The 17,870-nt window shown below is 66.4% G+C and carries 21 protein-coding genes and 1 other RNA gene; 3 read left to right on the forward strand and 19 right to left on the reverse strand.

The genetic code is table 11. The features are described from left to right. Positions 1-442: 442 nt before the first annotated feature. The 3 genes from QO058_RS07415 to QO058_RS07425 are packed head-to-tail and all read right to left on the reverse strand — an operon-like array spanning position 443 to position 3,446. Positions 443-1,633 (reverse strand): ABC transporter substrate-binding protein, encoded by a 1,191-nt coding sequence (locus QO058_RS07415; RefSeq protein WP_284171392.1) that lies wholly within the window; start codon positions 1,631-1,633, stop codon positions 443-445. 39 nt (positions 1,634-1,672) lie between these two features. Continuing rightward, positions 1,673-2,695, reverse strand: a complete 1,023-nt coding sequence (locus tag QO058_RS07420; RefSeq protein WP_284171393.1) for an N-acetylglucosamine-6-phosphate deacetylase — start codon at positions 2,693-2,695, stop codon at positions 1,673-1,675. Positions 2,696-2,702: 7 nt separating this feature from the next. Further along, entirely contained in the window at positions 2,703-3,446 is a 744-nt protein-coding gene (locus QO058_RS07425; protein WP_284171395.1) for a glucosamine-6-phosphate deaminase, read from the reverse strand. A gap of 454 nt (positions 3,447-3,900) precedes the next feature. Between QO058_RS07425 and QO058_RS07430 the strand changes: the two genes are divergently transcribed. After that, positions 3,901-4,254 (forward strand): response regulator, encoded by a 354-nt coding sequence (locus tag QO058_RS07430; RefSeq protein ID WP_284171397.1) that lies wholly within the window; start codon positions 3,901-3,903, stop codon positions 4,252-4,254. On the opposite strand, the gene QO058_RS07435 is transcribed toward QO058_RS07430, so the two are convergent. Continuing rightward, positions 4,251-5,246, reverse strand: coding sequence for a sensor histidine kinase (locus QO058_RS07435; protein ID WP_284171399.1), 996 nt, complete (start codon positions 5,244-5,246; stop codon positions 4,251-4,253). The genes QO058_RS07430 and QO058_RS07435 overlap by 4 nt on opposite strands. Before the next feature lie 245 nt (positions 5,247-5,491). On the opposite strand from QO058_RS07435, the gene QO058_RS07440 reads away from it, so the two are divergent. Continuing rightward, complete coding sequence (locus QO058_RS07440) at positions 5,492-5,836, forward strand: ArsR/SmtB family transcription factor (protein WP_284171400.1); 345 nt, start codon at positions 5,492-5,494, stop codon at positions 5,834-5,836. Beyond that, positions 5,796-6,188 carry a VOC family protein gene (locus QO058_RS07445; RefSeq protein WP_284171401.1) on the forward strand — a complete coding sequence of 131 codons (393 nt, stop codon included), beginning with the start codon at positions 5,796-5,798 and terminating at the stop codon, positions 6,186-6,188. Before QO058_RS07440 ends, QO058_RS07445 begins: the two co-directional genes overlap by 41 nt. Before the next feature lie 170 nt (positions 6,189-6,358). Here the strand turns inward: QO058_RS07445 and QO058_RS07450 are convergent, their stop codons facing one another. The 15 genes from QO058_RS07450 to QO058_RS07520 form a co-directional block, all read right to left on the reverse strand. Further along, positions 6,359-7,375: a peptidoglycan -binding protein gene (locus QO058_RS07450; RefSeq protein WP_284171402.1), complete on the reverse strand. Its 1,017-nt coding sequence runs from the start codon at positions 7,373-7,375 to the stop codon at positions 6,359-6,361. A gap of 52 nt (positions 7,376-7,427) precedes the next feature. After that, positions 7,428-8,483, reverse strand: a complete 1,056-nt coding sequence (locus QO058_RS07455; RefSeq protein ID WP_284171403.1) for a MotA/TolQ/ExbB proton channel family protein — start codon at positions 8,481-8,483, stop codon at positions 7,428-7,430. Positions 8,484-8,569: 86 nt separating this feature from the next. Beyond that, positions 8,570-9,340: an inositol monophosphatase family protein gene (locus QO058_RS07460; protein WP_284171404.1), complete on the reverse strand. Its 771-nt coding sequence runs from the start codon at positions 9,338-9,340 to the stop codon at positions 8,570-8,572. Positions 9,341-9,442: 102 nt separating this feature from the next. Continuing rightward, the gene (locus tag QO058_RS07465; protein ID WP_284171405.1) at positions 9,443-10,369 is read right to left on the reverse strand and encodes a tetratricopeptide repeat protein; all 927 of its coding nucleotides are present in this window, start codon (positions 10,367-10,369) and stop codon (positions 9,443-9,445) included. Next, positions 10,366-11,019, reverse strand: a complete 654-nt coding sequence (locus QO058_RS07470; RefSeq protein WP_284171406.1) for a thiamine phosphate synthase — start codon at positions 11,017-11,019, stop codon at positions 10,366-10,368. The genes QO058_RS07465 and QO058_RS07470 overlap by 4 nt, the downstream gene beginning before the upstream one ends. After that, positions 11,016-12,170 (reverse strand): benzoate/H(+) symporter BenE family transporter, encoded by a 1,155-nt coding sequence (locus tag QO058_RS07475; RefSeq protein WP_284171407.1) that lies wholly within the window; start codon positions 12,168-12,170, stop codon positions 11,016-11,018. Before QO058_RS07475 ends, QO058_RS07470 begins: the two co-directional genes overlap by 4 nt. Further along, positions 12,170-13,000: a TIGR00282 family metallophosphoesterase gene (locus QO058_RS07480; protein WP_284171408.1), complete on the reverse strand. Its 831-nt coding sequence runs from the start codon at positions 12,998-13,000 to the stop codon at positions 12,170-12,172. Before QO058_RS07480 ends, QO058_RS07475 begins: the two co-directional genes overlap by 1 nt. Positions 13,001-13,183: 183 nt before the next feature. Continuing rightward, the gene (locus QO058_RS07485; RefSeq protein ID WP_284171409.1) at positions 13,184-13,759 is read right to left on the reverse strand and encodes a 5-formyltetrahydrofolate cyclo-ligase; all 576 of its coding nucleotides are present in this window, start codon (positions 13,757-13,759) and stop codon (positions 13,184-13,186) included. Positions 13,760-13,765: 6 nt separating this feature from the next. Further along, positions 13,766-13,921: non-coding RNA, 6S RNA (gene ssrS, locus QO058_RS07490), on the reverse strand. Between the two features lie 71 nt (positions 13,922-13,992). Next, on the reverse strand, positions 13,993-15,057 hold the full coding sequence (locus QO058_RS07495) for a D-alanine--D-alanine ligase family protein (protein WP_284171410.1): 1,065 nt from the start codon (positions 15,055-15,057) through the stop codon (positions 13,993-13,995). Positions 15,058-15,260: 203 nt separating this feature from the next. Further along, the gene (locus tag QO058_RS07500) at positions 15,261-15,629 is read right to left on the reverse strand and encodes a cell division protein ZapA (RefSeq protein WP_284171411.1); all 369 of its coding nucleotides are present in this window, start codon (positions 15,627-15,629) and stop codon (positions 15,261-15,263) included. Continuing rightward, positions 15,629-15,937 carry a DUF4164 domain-containing protein gene (locus QO058_RS07505; RefSeq protein ID WP_284171412.1) on the reverse strand — a complete coding sequence of 103 codons (309 nt, stop codon included), beginning with the start codon at positions 15,935-15,937 and terminating at the stop codon, positions 15,629-15,631. The genes QO058_RS07500 and QO058_RS07505 overlap by 1 nt, the downstream gene beginning before the upstream one ends. Before the next feature lie 169 nt (positions 15,938-16,106). Continuing rightward, complete coding sequence (gene rcdA / locus QO058_RS07510; RefSeq protein WP_284171413.1) at positions 16,107-16,634, reverse strand: protease adaptor protein RcdA; 528 nt, start codon at positions 16,632-16,634, stop codon at positions 16,107-16,109. A gap of 366 nt (positions 16,635-17,000) precedes the next feature. Further along, a complete protein-coding gene (locus QO058_RS07515; protein WP_284171414.1) occupies positions 17,001-17,297 on the reverse strand; it encodes a hypothetical protein in 297 nt (98 codons plus the stop codon). A gap of 295 nt (positions 17,298-17,592) precedes the next feature. Then, positions 17,593-17,793 carry a DUF1192 domain-containing protein gene (locus QO058_RS07520; RefSeq protein WP_284171415.1) on the reverse strand — a complete coding sequence of 67 codons (201 nt, stop codon included), beginning with the start codon at positions 17,791-17,793 and terminating at the stop codon, positions 17,593-17,595. Between the last annotated feature and the right edge of the window lie 77 nt (positions 17,794-17,870).

Consider the following 17,870-nt stretch of genomic DNA (forward strand, 5'->3'; position numbering starts at 1 on the left):
CTGCAGCGATGAAAAGCGCATGGCGGCGGTGGAGTCAATCGCTGGCGATGCCGGCCACAACGCCCCCTTCCTTCTCCCGGATGGATTCCTCTGCGAAACCGGACGAGGCTCGCGAAACCCCTCCCCCTTGTGGGGAGGGGAAGGGGTGGGGGCGGAAAGTCGAAGCGAATTCACGGGGAATTGGCCCGATCCGCTTCTACAAGCAACCTTGCACCCAGTCGGTCGCCCCCATCCCCATACCCTTCCCCACAAGGGGGAAGGGAGGAGCCCAGGCGATCAGTCTTTCGCAGAGGAACCCGCACGGGAGAAGGTGGCGCGGAGCGCCGGATGAGGGCCTGCCCTACTCGCAGGAAGCACAACTGCGCCGCATCCCGCCAATGATCAGCGGAGGTCCCTCACCCCTACCCCTCTCCCATCCGGGAGAGGGGTTTCGCGTGGAGGCTCACTTCGCCCGCTTCGCCCCCACCAGCTCGTCCCACTTGCGGAACGCGACGACCATCTTGTCGGGCTTCAGCGGCAGTTCGATCGGGTTGTTGGCGATCAGGTCGGCATATTCCGGCCGGCCGAACTCGGCGATGACTTTCTGGCTCGCCTCGGGCGCCAGCGAGAGCGGCACGTTCTTCACCGCTGGGCCGGGATAGAGATAGCCCTCGTCATAGGAATAGGCCTGCATCTTCGGCGTCAGCACATGCGCCATGATGTCGAGCACGACCGCCAGCCGATCGTTCGGCAGGCCCTTCGGCACGCACATGAAAAAGGCGTCCGAGACCCAGTGGAAGCCCTTCAGCGTCTGGATCTTCGCCTCCTTGGGCACGATGCCGAGCGCGCGCGGATTGATGTCCCAGCCGGTGGTCGAGATGATGATGTCGCGCGAGCCGTCGCCGAACTCCTTCATCGTCGCGCCGGTGCCGGCTGGATAATACTCGATGTACTGGCCGAGTTCCTGCAGATAGGCCCAGGTCTTGTCCCAGCCGCCGACGGGATCCTGCGGATCCTTGTCGCCGAGGATGTAGGGCAGCCCCATCATGAATGTCCGGCCCGGGCCGGAATTGGTCGGGCGGGCATACATGAACTTGTTCGGATTGGCCTTGGCCCAGGCGAGCAGCTCCTCGGCGGTGGTCGGTGGGGTCTTGACCCGGTCCGGCATGTATTCGAGCAGCGGGCCGGAGGGGTAGTAGTTGACGACGACGCCGAAGCCGTCGCCCTGGACCTTGTGCAGGTTGAGCGCGGCCGGCTCGTAATTGGCCTCGATGTTCGGGAACTTGTCGGAGAAATCGGGCAGGATCTTCTGCCAGAGCTTCTGGTCGAGGCCGGCGGCAAGGCCGTCGCTACCGGTCAGGATCAGGTCGAGATCGACCTTGCCGGCATCCTGCTGAGCCTTGAGCTTGCTGGCGAGTTCGGGGGCTGGCGCCTTCACGAAGGCGATGCGCGAGACCAGCTTGGGATTGGCCGTGCGGTAATCCTCGAACGCCCGCTGCATCAGGGCAAGCGCACCGCCGACATCCATGACGCTGATCACGACGGGACTGGTCGGCAGCGGCGGCGAGGCGGCGAATGCCGGGCCGCCGGCGGCAAGCGCGCCGAGGCCACCGAGCACGGTGCGACGGTCGATGCCATGAAGATGCTTGGTCATTGCCTTCCCCCTTTGTTGTCGCGCCGTTGATGGCGGCACTCATGCGTCGTAGCGACGTTCCTGATCGGCGAGGCGGACCCGCCGGACGAAAAGCTCATCCGACCACTCGACCTCGCCCTCCGCAAGCGCGATGCCGTGCGCCTCAAGCGCCGGCCGGATCGCGGCGAGCGCGTGGCTCCCCGCCATGGCGAAAGCCTGCTCGGGCGTCGCGATGCCCCAGGCGACGACATTGCGCACGGCCTCGTCCAGGCAGAGCGCCGAGCCGGCGAGCAGTCCCGCTTCCTGCCGGACCGAGCCATCCGGCATGCGGTCGACGGCCATGCCGGCGAAATGATAGCGGCCGACCGGCGTAGCGGCGGCCACCACCGCGTCGGTGACGAGGATCGAGCGCTCGAAGCCCTTGGCCCGGATCAGCGCGGCAAGCGCCCTAGGATGGACATGGATGCCGTCGGCGATGAAGCCCGCCATCAGCCGGTCTTCGGCGAGCTGGGCGAAGATCGGATTGGCGAGCTTGTGCAGGGTCTGCGGCACGCCATTGCCGAGATGGGTCGAGAGCGACAAGCCCGCATCGGCCGCGGCCGAGACCTGATCGAAATCGGCGGCTGAGTGGCCGATGGCGACGATCTTGCCGGCCTCGGCCAGGGTTTTCGTCAGCGCGACAGCGCCTTCGCTTTCAACGGCGAGCGTCACCATCAGGATCGGCCGCGACAGGCCGCGCTCGACCTCGGCGATCAGCTCGGCCTTGGCCGCCGTCATCGCCTGCGGCGGGTGGCAGCCATGATAGCCCGGCGCCGGGTTCAGGAACGGGCCTTCGAGATGATAACCCGGGCACATCAGCGAGCCGAGCCGGCTCCCGGCCACCGCCACATCGAGCGCGCGAAAGCGCTCCACGAGCTCGTGCGGATGGGCGGTGATGATCGTCGGCAGGCAGGCGGTGACGCCAGTCGCCAGCATCGCCTCCAGCGCCCGGTCGAGATCGGCCGCCGTGATCGCCGGGTCGTTGAAATCGACGCCGGCGAAGCCGTTGATCTGGAGGTCGACCAGGCCGGGCGAGACGGGCATCGCCGCTTTAGCCCGTCTTCAGCAGCGAGGCGGCTGGCGGGTCGAGGAACAGCACCGTGTTGGGATGGCGCTGCAGGATCGAGGCCGGATGCAGCGGCGTGATCTCGCCTTCGAGCGCATCCTTCACCGCCTGCGCCTTGCGGGCGTCCGGCACAGACAGGATGATCAACTCGCTCTTCAGGATCTGGCGGATGCTCATCGAGATCGCCTGTTCCGGCACCGCGGCAAGGCTCTCGAACCAGCCCTCGCCGAATTGCTGCTGGCGGCAGGCGTCGTCGAGCGTGACGACGATGAAGGGCTCATCCGTGTCGAAATCGGCCGGCGGATCGTTGAAGGCAAGATGGCAGTTCTCGCCGAAACCGGCGAAGCAGAGATCGATACGGCGTCCGGCGATCAGCCCATTGAGGCGCCTGGTCTCCGCGATGGGATCGCCCTCGCCATTGACGGGGATGAAGGCCGGCTTGACCGGGAGCTGAGCGAGGAAGCGCTCTTCCAGATAGCCGCGGAAGCTCGCCGGATGGCTCTTGGGCAGGCCGACATATTCATCGAGATGGAAGGCGGTGACCTTCGACCAGTCGATGCCCTCGGCCGCGACGAGGTTCTGCAGCATCTCGAACTGGCTCGCGCCGGTGGCGACGATGATCGTCGCCTCGCCATGGCGAGCGATCGCAGCCCGGATCGTCTCGGCGCCGAGCGCGGCGGCCTGCCGGCCGAGCTCGTTCTTGTCGGGGGTGATGCGGATATCGATCATGCGGGTCCTGCCGGCTTTGACGAGGTGGTATACTACCATACCAGACCTCACGCTAGCACGGGCGCGAGACCGCGCACCTGTCGTAAAGGCATGGCGCGCTGCAGCTTTCTGCCTGACTTGCGCGCATAGGTTTGCACGCGCCCTCAGGCTCACGCTTGGGGCGTTCATCGAATTAGCGGCAACGGAACATTGCGAGGTACGCTACAGCGGGCTTTCAACCCATCTCCGGCACTATGACGCCCGATCCTGCCGCTCGTTTAAGCCAGAGACCAACGGGGAAAACCACCTTAGCGCGCAGTCCCTCTATGGCCGCCGTTGAGCCGAGGCCCAGCTTCGACCGGGGGCACGCTCACAACCACCGGTGAATGTCAGGCGTGGCGCGCATTTCATTCTGATAACCTGCAACTCTCGTAAGGCGGCCGCGTTGAGATTACTCCGCTAGCGAGTCAGTCCCATGCCCTTAGTCGTGCTAGTTGTCGAAGATGATGCGATTGTCCGGATGGATACCGCATCGATGATCATTGAGGCTGGATTCGAAGCGATCGAGGCAACAAGCGCCGATGAGGCGATCGTCATCTTGGAAGCTCGGTCAGACATCAACGTTGTCTTCACTGATATCGAGATGCCCGGGTCGATGAACGGCTTGAAACTTGCCTTCGCGGTGCGCGACCGCTGGCCTCCTGTAGTGATTATCATCGCTTCCGGCCGCATCCGGCCCGAGCCTGATCAGATGCCTACCGATGTCACGTTTCTTCGAAAGCCATACAGCGAGGCAGCGGTTCTCGCCGCTGTCAGGGAGGCCGCTTAGCCAGCCAGTTTCGCCGTATTCATCTTCAGGGCGACGATGACGCCCTCGGCCGACCAATCGTAGTCGATCGAGCCGCCGAGTTGCCCCGATATGCTGCGCACGACCAAACGGCTGCCGTAGCCGCCTGCGCCGTTGGGAGGTTCGACGCTCGGCCCTCCGCGCTCGACCCAGATAATTTTCACATCTGCGTCTTCAAGACTGCCCGAGACGTCGAGCGTTCCTGTCTCGGCGGATAGAGATCCATACTTCAGCGAGTTCGTCGCAAGTTCGTGGATGATCAGGGCAAGCGTCGTTGCGGCCACTTCGCCGACACCCATGCGCGGAACGGCGACCCGAATTCGCCCGCTGAAGGCTCCCATGTCCTCGTAGGGCGCGAGCAGGATCGAAAGCAGGTCGCCTAGCAGCGCCGCCTGGCCCTGATGACCGGGAAGAGGCCGTACCAGGTCGTGGGCCCGGCCAAGTGCCGCCAGCCGGCCTGTGAGTTCGGTGGCCATCTCCTTGGCCGTCATGGTGGATCGGGATGAGATCTGAGTCAGTCCCGCGGCGATGGCCAGCAGGTTCTTAACCCGATGGCTCATCTCGCCGGCGAGAAGTTCGTGACCTTCCTCGGCCTGCTTGCGCCCGGTTACGTCAAGGAAGATGCCGTAAGCTACGTTGTCGTGCAGCGCCGAATCGTCGCCGATGCCGCGGGCCGAAATCCAGCGGATCTCGTCTCCGATGATGATGCGGAAGTCGATCTCATAGGCGCCGACGACGCCTCGGGTCGCCATGAAGGCTGCCCTGACCCTATCCCGATCGGCGGGGTGAACGCGGGCCGACATATCCTCGAACTTGACGTGCTCGCTCTGCGGCAGAGCCCATAAGGCATATCCCCGTTCGTCCATGGCGAACCGGTCGGTCTCGACGTTCCACGACCACAGGGCGACCCCGGCCGCGCCGATCGCACGCCGGAGGCTGTCCGCGCTCCATGACAGCGGGTTATTTGCGGGCATAGTGAGCCTTGGTACCGGGCCTCAGGAGGCGCCATGCTAACAGCAGATGCCGGTCTTCAATACGTCTGCGGATTAAGCGGCCTCAAGTCTGTTCCACCAGCCCCGACCGACATCCGAATGGTCTCTCACCTAGGGTCTTCAGCAGGCTTGCGCCGGTCATAGAGCGTGAACTTCGGCCTTCTACCGTTTACTGATCATGCAACCACATGATTGCATGAGAGAAGCACACGTGCTAGCAACAGCCCATGGACCTCGACCGCCTCTTTCGGGCGCTGGCCGATCCGACGCGCCGCCGCATGCTGGCCGAGCTGACGGAGCGGGACGGCCAGACGCTGTTCGAGCTGCATGTGCGCCTGATCAGCTGGCACGGGGCGAGCCTTTCCCGGCAGGCTCTGTCGAAGCACCTCCAACTGCTGGAGGAGGCCAGCCTGATCCGAACCGAATGGCGCTGGCGCAGCAAGCATCATTTCCTCGAGCGCGTGCCGCTGCGGCAGATGTGGGATGTGTGGATGCGGCCGCTGGCCGAGCCGCCGGAGAAGGAGAAGACGGATGCCGATCAAGATCGTCGTGACGAGCGTGCTGGTCGATGACCAGGACAAGGCGCTGCGCTTCTACCGCGACATTCTGGGCTTCGAGCCGAAGCACGACATCCCGATGGGCCAGCATCGCTGGCTGACCCTGACCTCACCCGGCGATCCTGATGGCGTCGAACTATTGCTCGAGCCGGACGAGCACCCCGCGGCGCAGCCCTGGAAGACCGCGCTCGTCGCCGACGGCATCCCGGCGACCTCGTTCGGGGTCGAGGATGTCCATGCCGAGCATCAGCGCCTGTCGGCGCTCGGCGTCGCTTTCACCCAGCCGCCGGTCCATCTGGGGCCCGTCACGACCGCCGTGTTCGACGACACCTGCGGCAACCTGATCCAGATCGCCCAGCGGCATTGAAGTCCACGCGAAAACACCCTCAGCCCTCATCCTGAGGAGCCGCGTCAGCGGCGTCTCGAAGGATGCTTCAGGAGGCTCCCGAACCAGCTGGAGCATCCTTCGAGACGCAAGCTTCGCTTGCTCCTCAGGATGAGGGCTGGAGTATCAAGCGGGCGCTGTCCGCCTTCCCCTCAGCGCTCGGTGATCTTGAACTCGATCCTGCGGTTGCGGCGCCAGGCGTCGTCATTGTTGGCGATGTCGAGCGGCTGGAATTCGCCAAAGCCGGTCGCGGCGATGCGGTCGGCGGGAATGCCCTTGCTGACCAGATATTCGACCACGGCGACGGCGCGCGCCGTCGACAGGTTCCAGTTCGACGGGAACTGCGCCGAGCGGATCGGCCGGTTGTCGGTATGGCCGTCGACGCGCAGGATCCAGGGCAGGTCCGGCGGCATCTCGCGGCCGAGATCGACGATGATGGCGCCGAGCTTGTCGAGCTCGCCCCGACCTTCCGGCTTCAGCACGGCCTGGCCGGCGTCGAAGAAGACCTCGGACTGGAAGACGAAGCGGTCGCCGACCACGCGGATATCGGGCCTCGTGCCGAGCACCTGGCGCAGGCGGCCGAAGAAATCGGAGCGGTAGCGCGCCAGCTCCTGGACGCGCTGGGCCAGCGCGACGTTGAGGCGCGAGCCGAGCTCGGAGATCCGCGTCTGCGATTCCTTGTCCTTGGCCTCGGCCGCGCCGATCGCCTCCTCCAGCGCCGCGAGCTGGCGGCGCATGGCGACGATCTGCTGGTTGACCATCTCGACGGTCGTCTGAGCCTTGGCCGAGAGCTGCTTTTCGGCGTCGAGCGCCTTCTGGGTCTCGGCGAGTTGGGCCGGAGCATTGCTGGCAGCACCGTCGAGCAGGCCTTGGACGCGGGCGCGTTCGGCCTGCTCGCTGGTGAGCGAGGACTGCAGCAAGGCGAGCGAATCCTTGGCCTCCTTGCCGGTCGACCGCTCGAGGGCGAGCAGGTCGCTGAGCTCGGAGATCTGGCGGTTCAGCCGGTCGAGCACCGTGTCCCTGCCACTGATTTCCTGCGACAGGAAGAACTGGCCGAGGACGAAGACCGAGAGCAGGAAGACGATGCCGATCAGCATCGTCGAGAGCGCGTCGACGAAACCCGGCCAGAAGTTGGTCTCTTCCCGGCGATGCGCGCGCGACAGGGCCATGCTCAGCCTTTCTTGCGATCAGCGCCTGCGATGCCGCAGCACCATGGCAGAGTCATGACTCACCGACGCGTTCGGCGGCGAGGCGCTCGATCAGGCGCTTCAAGTCCTTCTCGCGCGCCGCCTGGGCCTCGACCCAGTCGCGGATCAATTGCTGCTCGGAGCGCATGTGCTGGACGAGGCCCTGGATGCCCTCGGCAAGGTTGGCGAGCGCCTGCGTCGCGGCGCGGTTGTTGCTCCCGTCCTGCATCGCCGCCTGGAGCTTGTCGAGGCGCTCGACCACGATGTCGCCCGAAGCGGAGCCGGCAACCGGCATCGCCAGCGGGATCGTCGCGGAGTTTGCTGTGGCGGAGCCGAGATAGTCTTCGACCTCGTTGCGGAAGCGGCGCTGCGCCTGGCCGAGCTGAAGATCGAGAAAGCCGAGCAGAACCGCGCCCGCAATGCCGAACAGCGAGGCCGAGAAAGACAGAGCCATACCGGCGAGCGGTGCGGCGAGGCCCGTCTTGAGCTCGTCGAAGAGCACGCCGGATTCCGCACCGGTGCGCAGGCTCTTGATGACGTTGCCGATCGACGAGATCGTATCGAGCAAGCCCCAGAACGTCCCGAGCAGGCCGAGGAAGACCAGAAGTCCGGCGATATAGCGCAGCACCTCGCGCCCGTCGTCGAGCCGGACCGCGATCGACTCGAGCAGAGTCGCAGCCTGCGCCGGGGCGAGCGTGCGCCGCTCCAGCGCGGGCAGCACAGCACCGAGTGGGCTGATCACCTGGTTGCGCCGGATCGTCACGCCCGCCGGGTTGGCGGCGAGACGGGTGGCGGCGCGCGCCTCGCTGTCGACGCGCCAGAGCTCGCGCAGCGTAATCAGTATGCCGACAGCGAGCGCGCCGAGAATCAGGCCGTTGAGGCCGGGATTGGCCATGACGGCGGTAACGAGGCCAGCGTGCAGGATGTAGACGAGGAAGCCGATCAGCGCGAGGAAGACCAGCGCGCGAAGAAAATAGCGCAGCGGACGGGAGAACCGGAACGTCTGCGGCCGATGCATCGCCGCCGCCGAGCTTCCCTCAGCCAGGGGCTCCAGCGGCTGGACCTCGGGGGCCGCCTCGTCATTGGCCATGCCTGCTCATCCGATCCGGTTTCGTCGCGGCGGCGACTGTCGCCTCCCGCCACGCAAGGATCAAGCAGGAAAGCGCGGTGTCGCGCTCACAGCACGGTCTTGAGAGCTGCGCGCAAAGCCGGCTCACCGGCTTCGTTGCCGCAGATCACATCCTTGGCCGATGTCGGCTGCTTGCCGTCGAGCGTGCCGAAGGTGCCACCCGCCTCGCGCACCATCACCGCGCCGGCGCCGAAATCCCAGGTGTTGAGGCCGCGTTCCCAATAAGCATCCATGCGGCCGGCGGCGACATAGGCGATATCGAGCGCAGCCGAGCCCATGCGCCGGACATTGGCGAAGCGGCTCATCACCGCGCCGAGCTCCTTCAGGAAGAGCGGGTGGCCGCCCTTGCCGATATGGGGCACGCCCATGCCGATCAGCATGTCCGGCGATTCGCGCCGGCCGGAGACGCGCATGCGGCGATTGTTGACATAGGCGCCCTTGCCCTTCTCGGCGATGAAGAGCTCGTCCTTGGCCGCGTCATAGATCACGCCGGCGATGAACTGGTTGTCGCGCTCCAGCGCAACCGAGATGTTCCAGTGTGGGATGCCGCGCAGGAAGTTGTGAGTGCCGTCGAGCGGGTCGACATGCCAGCGATTGCTCTCGTCGGTCCCAACGACGACGCCGCTCTCCTCCATGACGAAGCCGTAGCCCGGCCGTGCCTTCTCCAGCGCCGCGCGCAGGATCTCTTCGGCCTTGTGGTCGGCCTTGGAAACGAAGTCGCCCGGGCCCTTGGCCAGAACCTGCAGATTCTCGACCTCGCCGAAATCGCGCTTCAGCGAACGCGACGCCTTCATCACGGCATCGGTCATCACTGTCATCAGGGGGAGCGGATCATTGTCGAGACCTCCGGCGCTCGAAGCGCGGCAGAATGGAACAGGCTATCAAAGAGCGGCGCCGACGACGCGGCGCGAATTTCGCCGTCACTTGCTCGGTTGGCTCGGCGTCGTCAAGGCCGTGGCCTCGATTCGGTCGGCAGCGAGGCGGGCGGCGCGAGCGCGCTGTTCCGGCGACAGCCGCTCCAGAACCTGGTCGAGGGTGGCATCTGACAGGCCTTGCGCCCGCGCTGCGAGGTGCCAGGCGGCAGCTTCCGAGAGATCCGGCGAGATGCCGCGGCCGAACTGGTAGAGCTTGGCCAGCCGGTTCTGGGCGATGGCGTTGCCCTTGTTGGCAGCGCGGATGAAGAGCTTCACCGCGGCGCGTTCATCCTTGGCGACGCCGTCGCCGTTGAACAGCATGATTGCGTACTCGACCTCGCCGGCGATGAGGCCGCTGGCGGCGGCCTTGCTCATCCACTCGGCGGCCATCCCGTCGTCCTGCGGCAGGCCGCGGCCCATCTTGTAGAGCACGGCGAGCGCATGCTGAGCGTCGCCGAGAGCAGCGGAGGCAGCGACCCTGAGGCAGCCGATGGCACGCTGGTCGTCCTGCGGCTGTCCTGTCGCGAGCAAAGCGAGGGCGAGATTGTAGTTGGCGGAGGGGTGGCCGGCGGCAGCGGCCTTCTCCAGCAGGGTGCCGGCCTTCTTCGGCTCACGCGTAACGCCGCGCCCCTCCAGCATCGCCATGGCAAGCGCAAACGTGGCGTTGACGTCGCCCTTGTCGGCCGCGAGCCGATACCAGTCGGCTGCGGCCTTGGCGTCGTCACGAACGCCGAGCCCCTGGCGATAGATCTCGCCGAGCAACGTCATTGCCGCAGCGTCGTTCTGATCGGCCTCGAGCCGCTTCAAGGCTTCCGATTGGGCGCGCCGGTAATGCCCGGCCTGATAGGCACCGTAAGCGAGGTCCGGCACCGGCCCTGCCGCGGCGGCCGGTAGGGCAAGCGTCAAGGCGAGCGCGCTTAGCGCAAGCCTCATCGCGCCGTCCTGCGGGCGTGCTGGGCCGCGATCGCAGCATCGGCGTCGGTGACCGCGGCACGGATGTCGACGCCTTCGGCGAACACCCATTCGCCAAGCGCGACGAACTCGGCGCCGGTCTCGATCAGCGCAGAAACGGACTCGGCATCCGGACAATAGGCGATGCAGGGCGTCTCGAAGATCTCGGCCCACCAGGAAGCGCGCTCGATCACGGCCGGCAAGGGCGGCAGTGAACCGTCCGGCCGTGGCTCGCCGAACATGACGTAATCGACGCCGGCCTCGCCCATATCCATCGCGTCATGACGAGAGCGCAGGCCCCCTACCCCGATGATGCGTTCCTGCTTCAGGCTGGAACGCGCATCGGCGATCACATCGGCACCCTGGGTCAAATGGACGCCATCAGCGCCGCCGCGGCTGGCGACCTGGGCCGAGGCCTCGACCACCAGAGCGACGTTCTGCGCCTGCACCGGTGGGGCCAGCGCCTTGACCCGTTCGGTCAGGCTGCGTTCGTCGCCGGGCGCGAGCCGCAGCAGCACGGCGGCGACATCACCGCCGGCAAAGGCCTGCATCAGGCGAAAGGTGATCGCGCCGGGATCCAGGATCGGCGGCGTGACGAGCATCAGGCGGGTGCGGGGCGGGGTCGTGGTCATGATCTTGCGCGCAAACGGCCCGCCGCGTGATCCAATGTCAAGACCATAAGTCCAGCGACCAGGCTCCAGAAGGCCGAGCCGACGCCGAACAGCGATAGGCTGGAGGCCGCGACGGCGAAGGTGACGACCGCGGCAAAGCGATCCTTCTCGCTCCCCATCGCCTGGCCGAGCGCCCCGGTCAGCGAGCCGACGAGGCCAAGGCCCGCGACCGCGACGATCAGCGCTTTGGGCATGGCGAGGATCAACGCGAGCAGGAGGCCGGCGGTCGCCGCAATGGCGAGCCAGAAGAAGCCGTACCAGATCCCAGCCTTCCAGCGCTGCTTCGGATCGGGATGGGTGTCGGCGCCGGTACAGATCGAGGCGCTGATCGCCGCCATGTTGACCATATGCGCGCCGGTCGGCGCCGTCAGGGCCGACATCAGCCCGGTGACGAACAGGCACGAGGCGGTCGGCGGCTGGTAGCCGGAAGCACGCAACACGGCAAAGCCCGGCAGGTTCTGCGCCGCCATGGTGACGAGGTAGAGCGGGATGCCGATGCCGACGATCGCAGTCAGGTCGAAATGTGGAGCGATCAGCTCGATATGCGTGAGCGCCACCGGCCCGGCCGGCAGCGTCGCCGTGCCCGTGGCGAAGGCGAGCGCGAGGCCGGCAGCAAGCGCCGCGATGACGCCGAGGAAGGGATTCCACAGCCGCGCCAGCAGGAAGACGACGAGCAACGTCAGCACCAAAGCCGGCTGCAGCTTCATCTCGTCGAAGACCGCGACGACGAAGCGGAAGATCACGCCGGCAAGCATGGCCGCCGCGATGCTCATCGGAATGCGCTCGACCAGCGCACCGAGCGGGCGGAAAGCGGCAGTTGCCATCATCAGCGCAGCCGCTGCGAGGAAGGCGCCGACGGCCGAGGCCATGTCGAGGCCGCTCGCCGCCGCGATCAGCGCCGCGCCCGGCGTCGACCAGGCGCAGATGATCGGCATGCGGTGCCGCCAGGACAGGATGAGGCTGGCGAGCCCCTTGGCGATCGCGAGCCCGGCGAGCCATGAGACGGTCTGTCCCGGCGTCGCGCCGAGCGCCTGCGCAGCGGCGAGGATCACCGCGACCGAAGCCGCATAACCGACGAAGACGGCGACAACAGCGGAGAAGAGCTGCGACATCAGCCCTGCTGATCCCAGGCGGTCGGCCAGGTCTCGGTTAGCGTGGCGCCGAGACGCACCGGCCAGGCCGCCTTGGCGAGGCCGGTCCGGTCATCGGTCTCGACAGCGATACCCGACAGCGTGCCCTCGCCGAGCGCCGGCTCCAGCCGCGAGCCCGGCGTCTTCTGCAGGAAGCGGCGGATCGCCTCCTCCTTCTGCATGCCGAGGATCGACTCGTAGTCGCCGCACATGCCGGCATCGGTCTGATAGGCGGTGCCGGCCGGCAGCACGCGCGTATCCGAGGTCGGGACATGGGTATGGGTGCCGACGACGAGACTGGCGCGACCGTCGAGATAATAGGCCATGGCGAGCTTCTCGCTGGTCGCCTCGGCATGGACGTCGACGATGACGGCGTCGGCGGCATCCCCCAGCGGACAGGCGGCAAGCTCGCGCTCAAGCGCGGCGAAGGGATCGTCGAGCGCGTCCATGAACAGCCGGCCCATCACGTTGACGACGAGGACGCGCGCGCCGTTCCTGGCCTCGATCACGGTCGCGCCACGGCCAGGCGTGCCGGGTGGATAGTTCGCCGGCCGGATCAGGCGCGGCTGGCGCTCGATGAAGACCATCGCCTCGCGCTGGTCCCAGGAATGGTTGCCGAGCGTGATGACGTCGGCGCCGGCGGCCAGCGTCTCGTCGCAGATCGCCTCGGTGATGCCGAAGCCGCCGGCTGAGTTCTCGCCGTTGATGACGACGCAGTCGAGCTTCCAGCGCTCGCGCAGACCAGGGAGGCGATCCTGCACGGCAAGGCGGCCGGCGCGCCCGACGATGTCGCCGAGAAAGAGTAGACGCATGACACTATCCAGTGATTGGGCCGCCACATGGCGGCCCGTTCCGTCGCGCTTTCACCCAAGGTGCCGTCGTCCCGGCCGGAGCGGCGAGGCCACGCAGGACTTCGCGGTTTTGAGGAAAGCACGGCGGGACGACTGCGTCTTGAATGAAAGGCGCGTGCTAATGACGTGATCATCGCAGCGAAATCAACCGCAGCGGATCGCCTCGTCCTGCGTCACAACCCAGTCGAGGCGGCGGTCGTGCGGCTCGGCTGGCACTTCCGCGATCTCCTGCGCGGCATAGGCGATGCCGATGGTCGTGACCGGCTCGAGCTCGGCGATGGCGCGGTCGTAATAACCCTTGCCGTAGCCGATGCGATACCCGCGCCGGTCGAAGGCGGCGAGCGGGACGATCAGGATCATGGGCCTGGCCTCGGGCTCCTCAGGGGCCGGCACCAGCGTACCGAAGCCACCGGGCACGATCGGCTCCCACGGTGCCCAGCGACGGAAGAGCATGTGCTTCTCGACGATCGCCGGCAGGCAGAGCGAAAGGCCGCGCTCGTGCAGGGCCTCCAGGATCGGGCGCGGATCGGCCTCCGAACGCATCGGCCAATAAGCCGAGACCGGCCCTTGCGCGAACACTGGCAGCGCCAGGGCACGCGCGACGATCGCCTCGTCCCAGATCAGGCGATCGTCGAGTTCGAGGGCGTCGCGCCGGGCCAGTGCCTCGGCACGCAGCACCGCCTTGCGCGGAGAGGGAGTGTGAGAGACGGCATCGGTCATGGGAAGTGCGGAGCCACCTTGGCCGTGGAGATTTCGATCCCGGGACACCTACAAAGTAGGTGGGCGCCGTGTGTCCGGGTCCAGGGACCCGGTCAGGGACAGCTCCCTAGGGAGTCGTATGGGCCCGGGAATACATAACTCGCACGCACCAGGCAGCCCCGCCAAGCCAAGGTAAGACGCATGCCGGCAAAGCGCCAGAGGCGTTTGGTGGAAGGTGCGGGAATTTCGTGCCGTCAGGCCCCGCGCACAATCCCGTGCCGGATCACCCGGTCGATCAGGTCGGGATAGGCGATGCCGCTGGCGGCGAGCGCCTTTGGGAACATGCTGATGTCGGTAAAGCCGGGAATGGTGTTGATCTCGTTGACCAGCGCGCTACCATCCGGCCGCAGGAAGAAGTCGACACGCGCCATGCCATCGCAACCGAGCGCGTAGAAGGCGCGCTTGGCCAGCACCTGCAGATTCGCGATGACGTCCTCGGGCAGGTCGGCCGGCACATCTACCCGGGCACCGTCCTCATCGAGATATTTGGCCTCATAGGTATAGAAGCCGTGGCTCGCGGCGGCGACGATCTCGCCCGGCAGCGAGACGATCGTCTCGCCATCGGCCTGCTCCAGCACGCTGAGCTCGATCTCGCGGCCTTCGATGAACTCCTCGACCAGGACGACGCGGTCGTGCCGGAAGGCCTCGGCGAGTGCCGCCGCGAAAGCCTCCGCGCTCGTCGCCTTGCTGACGCCGACCGAGGAGCCCTGCCGGGCCGGCTTGACGAAGAGTGGCAGGCCGAGCGCCGCGCTGGCGCGATCGAAGCTGAGTGTCTCGCCCTGCCGGACGGTGAGCGAGCGGGCAACGCCGAGCCCGGCCTCGCGCAGCAGCCGCTTGGCAATGTCCTTGTCGAGCGCATTGGCCGAGCCGACGATGCCGCAGCCCGCCAGCGGGATGCCGGCGACCTGGGCCAAGCCCTGGACCGAGCCATCCTCGCCGTCGAGGCCGTGCAGCACCGGGAAGAGCACGTCGATCTTCTGGAGCGTCTGCGGAGCAGCTCCGTCCTGAAGGCGCAGCAGGCGTCCACCCCCGCCCGGCAGCAGGCAGAGCTCGGCACCGTCCTGCGGGATCGGGTCAGGCAGGACGCCGTTCTGCAGTTCGAGCTCACGCCATTGCCCGGCCTTGGTGATCAGGATCGGCACGACGTCGTATTGCGCCTTGTCGATCGCCTTCACCACATTGGTGGCGGACATCAGCGAGACCTCGTGTTCGGCCGATTTGCCACCGAGGAGAATTGCCACCCGCACCCTGTCGCTCATTGTCCCTGCCTTCATCGACTCATCTCAGCTGCGAGCGTCAGTCAGGCATGATTGAGGAATTGCAAAGGCAGGCTGCAATAGTTGGTCGTCATGGTCGGGCTTGTCCCGACCATCCACGTCTTTTCCTTACTGATCGAGTGTGGTGTTCAAGACGTGGATGCCCGCCACAAGGGCGAGCATGACGCCCGTGTGGAATTGATCGCCTAACCCGTCTGCCCCGGCAGCAGGCTCCGCGCCACCCCCTCGATGCGCTCGGCCGCGGCGACGAGGGCGGCGGCCGCCTTCTCTTCGACCTCGCCGGCGCGCTGGTCGGCGGTACCCGCATCGCCCTGGATCGATTGCAGCCGGCCTTCAAGCGTCTCGACCTTCTTCTTCAGCTCGCTGACCTCGTCGGCGACCATCAGCGCCGCCATGACATGTAGGCGCATGTCGCCGATCTCGCCGAAAGCCTGGCGCATTTCCTCGATCTTGCCGTCATAGAACTGCGCGAGCCCCTCCAGATGCGGCTCCTCGCCCTCGCCGCACGCCATGCGGTAGGCCTTGCCGGAGATGGTGACGTTGACCTGCGGCATCACGCGTCCTGTTCGGCTTCGTCGTCAGGGCGGACTTCGACGCGCGCGATGACCTCTGCGAGCGCCGTCATGGCACGGTCGAGCTTGCGATCGACCTCTTCCGCAACGCCCTGGACCTGACCGATCCTGGCCATGGCGCCGTCCAATTCGACGGCGAGGCGGGCACGGTCGTCCTGCATCAGGGTCAGCTCGGTTTCGAGATTGCCGCGGCCACGCTCGACCTCGAGCCGCCTGCGGGCGGCTGCTTCGAGTTGGCCGAGCGCGCCTTCGAGACGCGACAGGGCGTGATCCAGTCCTGGAGACGCCACGCTTCTTCCTCTGCGGCCGGCCACGCCGGCTCATCCGATTCGGAAGCCTAGTTTAACAAATATGCGCGTGGAAAGCGCTTTGGGCTTCCAAGGGCCCGCGCAGCGACGTCGGCAGTGGATATCCAGCGTCTAAGGGCGACGCGGCTTCAAAAAAGGCCATTAGCCGCCGTCAGCGCAACAGACCGAGCCGCGCCTGCAGGCTTTCGAGCTGGCCGCGCACCGGATTCGCCGCGACGGGTCGGCCCGCGCCGGACATCTGCTCATCGAGATTGCGGATGCGCTCCTGCAAGCGGACCGAATGGGCGACGAGATCACGCAGGCGCTGCGGCAGGCGCTCGGCCTCGGCGCTGCTCGGCTGTAGCATCGACTCGGCGATGCGGACCTTATTGTGCTCGTTGCGCGCCTGGTCGGCGCTCATCTCGCCCTCGGCGACGGCGCGCTGCACCAGCAGCCAGGAGGCGATCTGCATCAGGCGCGTCGTCAGGCGCATGCTCTCGGTCGCATAGGTCAGCGAGACCTCGCGCGGCAGCGCCGCCGACTCGGCCCGCCCGTCGCCGTCGAGATAGGATGCGGTTGCCTCGACCAGCCCCATTCCTTCGCGGAAGAGCTGCATGAACGCGTCCGACTTGACGAAGCCGCGCGCGAACGAGATCGCGCCGTCCTCGGCCTCGGGCCTCAGCATCGTCAGATCGGTCATACCCATGTCTCCAATCGGCACAATGGCGCGCGATTAAAGGACGCGACGCCGACTCCTGCCGGGACATCGCAAGGATAACGCCACAGCGTTGTCTGCGCCGCGGTAACGTGTCGTTAAGGTTAACGGTGCGATGGTCCGGCGCGGTGACGCCCTCACCTCGCCCGGAAAATCCGGGCAGAGACAAAAAAAGAGCCGCCCCGAAGGCGGCTCGAAGGTCAACAGGGAGGCGTCAAACAGAGTGGGCAGGAGCCACTCGACATCCAGACAAACTGGATGATGCGATTCATACTTTGGAATCGTTAAGCGACCGTTAACGGCACTCGAAAATGCGACAAATTCGAACGATCCTGAGCCAAATCTGGATTGCTAGCGCGTGACCGTCAGCTTCAGGCCGAAACGCTCGCTGACGAAGCGCTCGCCGAGCGAATAACGATAGGTCCCGCCAAGGCTGATGCTGGGCGCGATCTCGCGCCGGATCTCGATGCTGTGACCGCCGAGCATCGCGACCGGCGCCTGCATGATCAGGACAGTCTGCGGCAGGCGGAGCTGGAAGGTCGCCATGGGCTTTCCGCCATCCTCCCGCAGCCCTACCCGGGCGGTGTCCTCGATAGCGGCGGCCGGAGCGGCCGCGAGCAAGGCAATGGCGAGCGCGACCAAGCGCATCGGCTCTCTCCTGTCGATGGCAGGCGCACGATCGGGTACGGCCTTCAGCCGTCTCTGCCGCCTCGTTTCCACCTGCTGTCATTGTCGGAAGTGGCCCCGGCCGAGGCAATGCGTCGGCGCGGGCAGGCGGCATCCGGCCGCCTTCTCCACGCCCTCAGGATAGGTGCTTCGGCCCTCCAGGCGAAGATGAATATCCGTTCATCTGCTGGCGCATCTTGTCGCGTGGCAGGAAGGACTCAACCGCTCGCCAAGTGCCGCCGGCCCTGCCTTCGCGGTTGACCGCCGCGGTTTCGCCTCAAGCCTTCGCCTTGAAGAAGGCGTCGGCAGCCGAGCGCGAGGCGGTCTTTTTCTCCAACGCCTCCTTCAGCCGCGCGATCTCCGCTTCGAGAAGGGCGATCCGCTCGTCGAGCTCGGCAACGGCGAGCTGCGACAGGTCCTGCCCGATCTCGTGAGCCCGCTTTGGCAACGGGCGGTCGTCGTCGAGAAATCCAGCCATCGTAGCCTCGCCTTGCATCCTCCGGACACGCGAGCTTAATCGGAGGCGAACGCCAGCACCACAGGCGAGGAGATATC

Source organism: Bosea vestrisii, from assembly GCF_030144325.1.
GTDB lineage: Bacteria > Pseudomonadota > Alphaproteobacteria > Rhizobiales > Beijerinckiaceae > Allobosea > Allobosea vestrisii_A.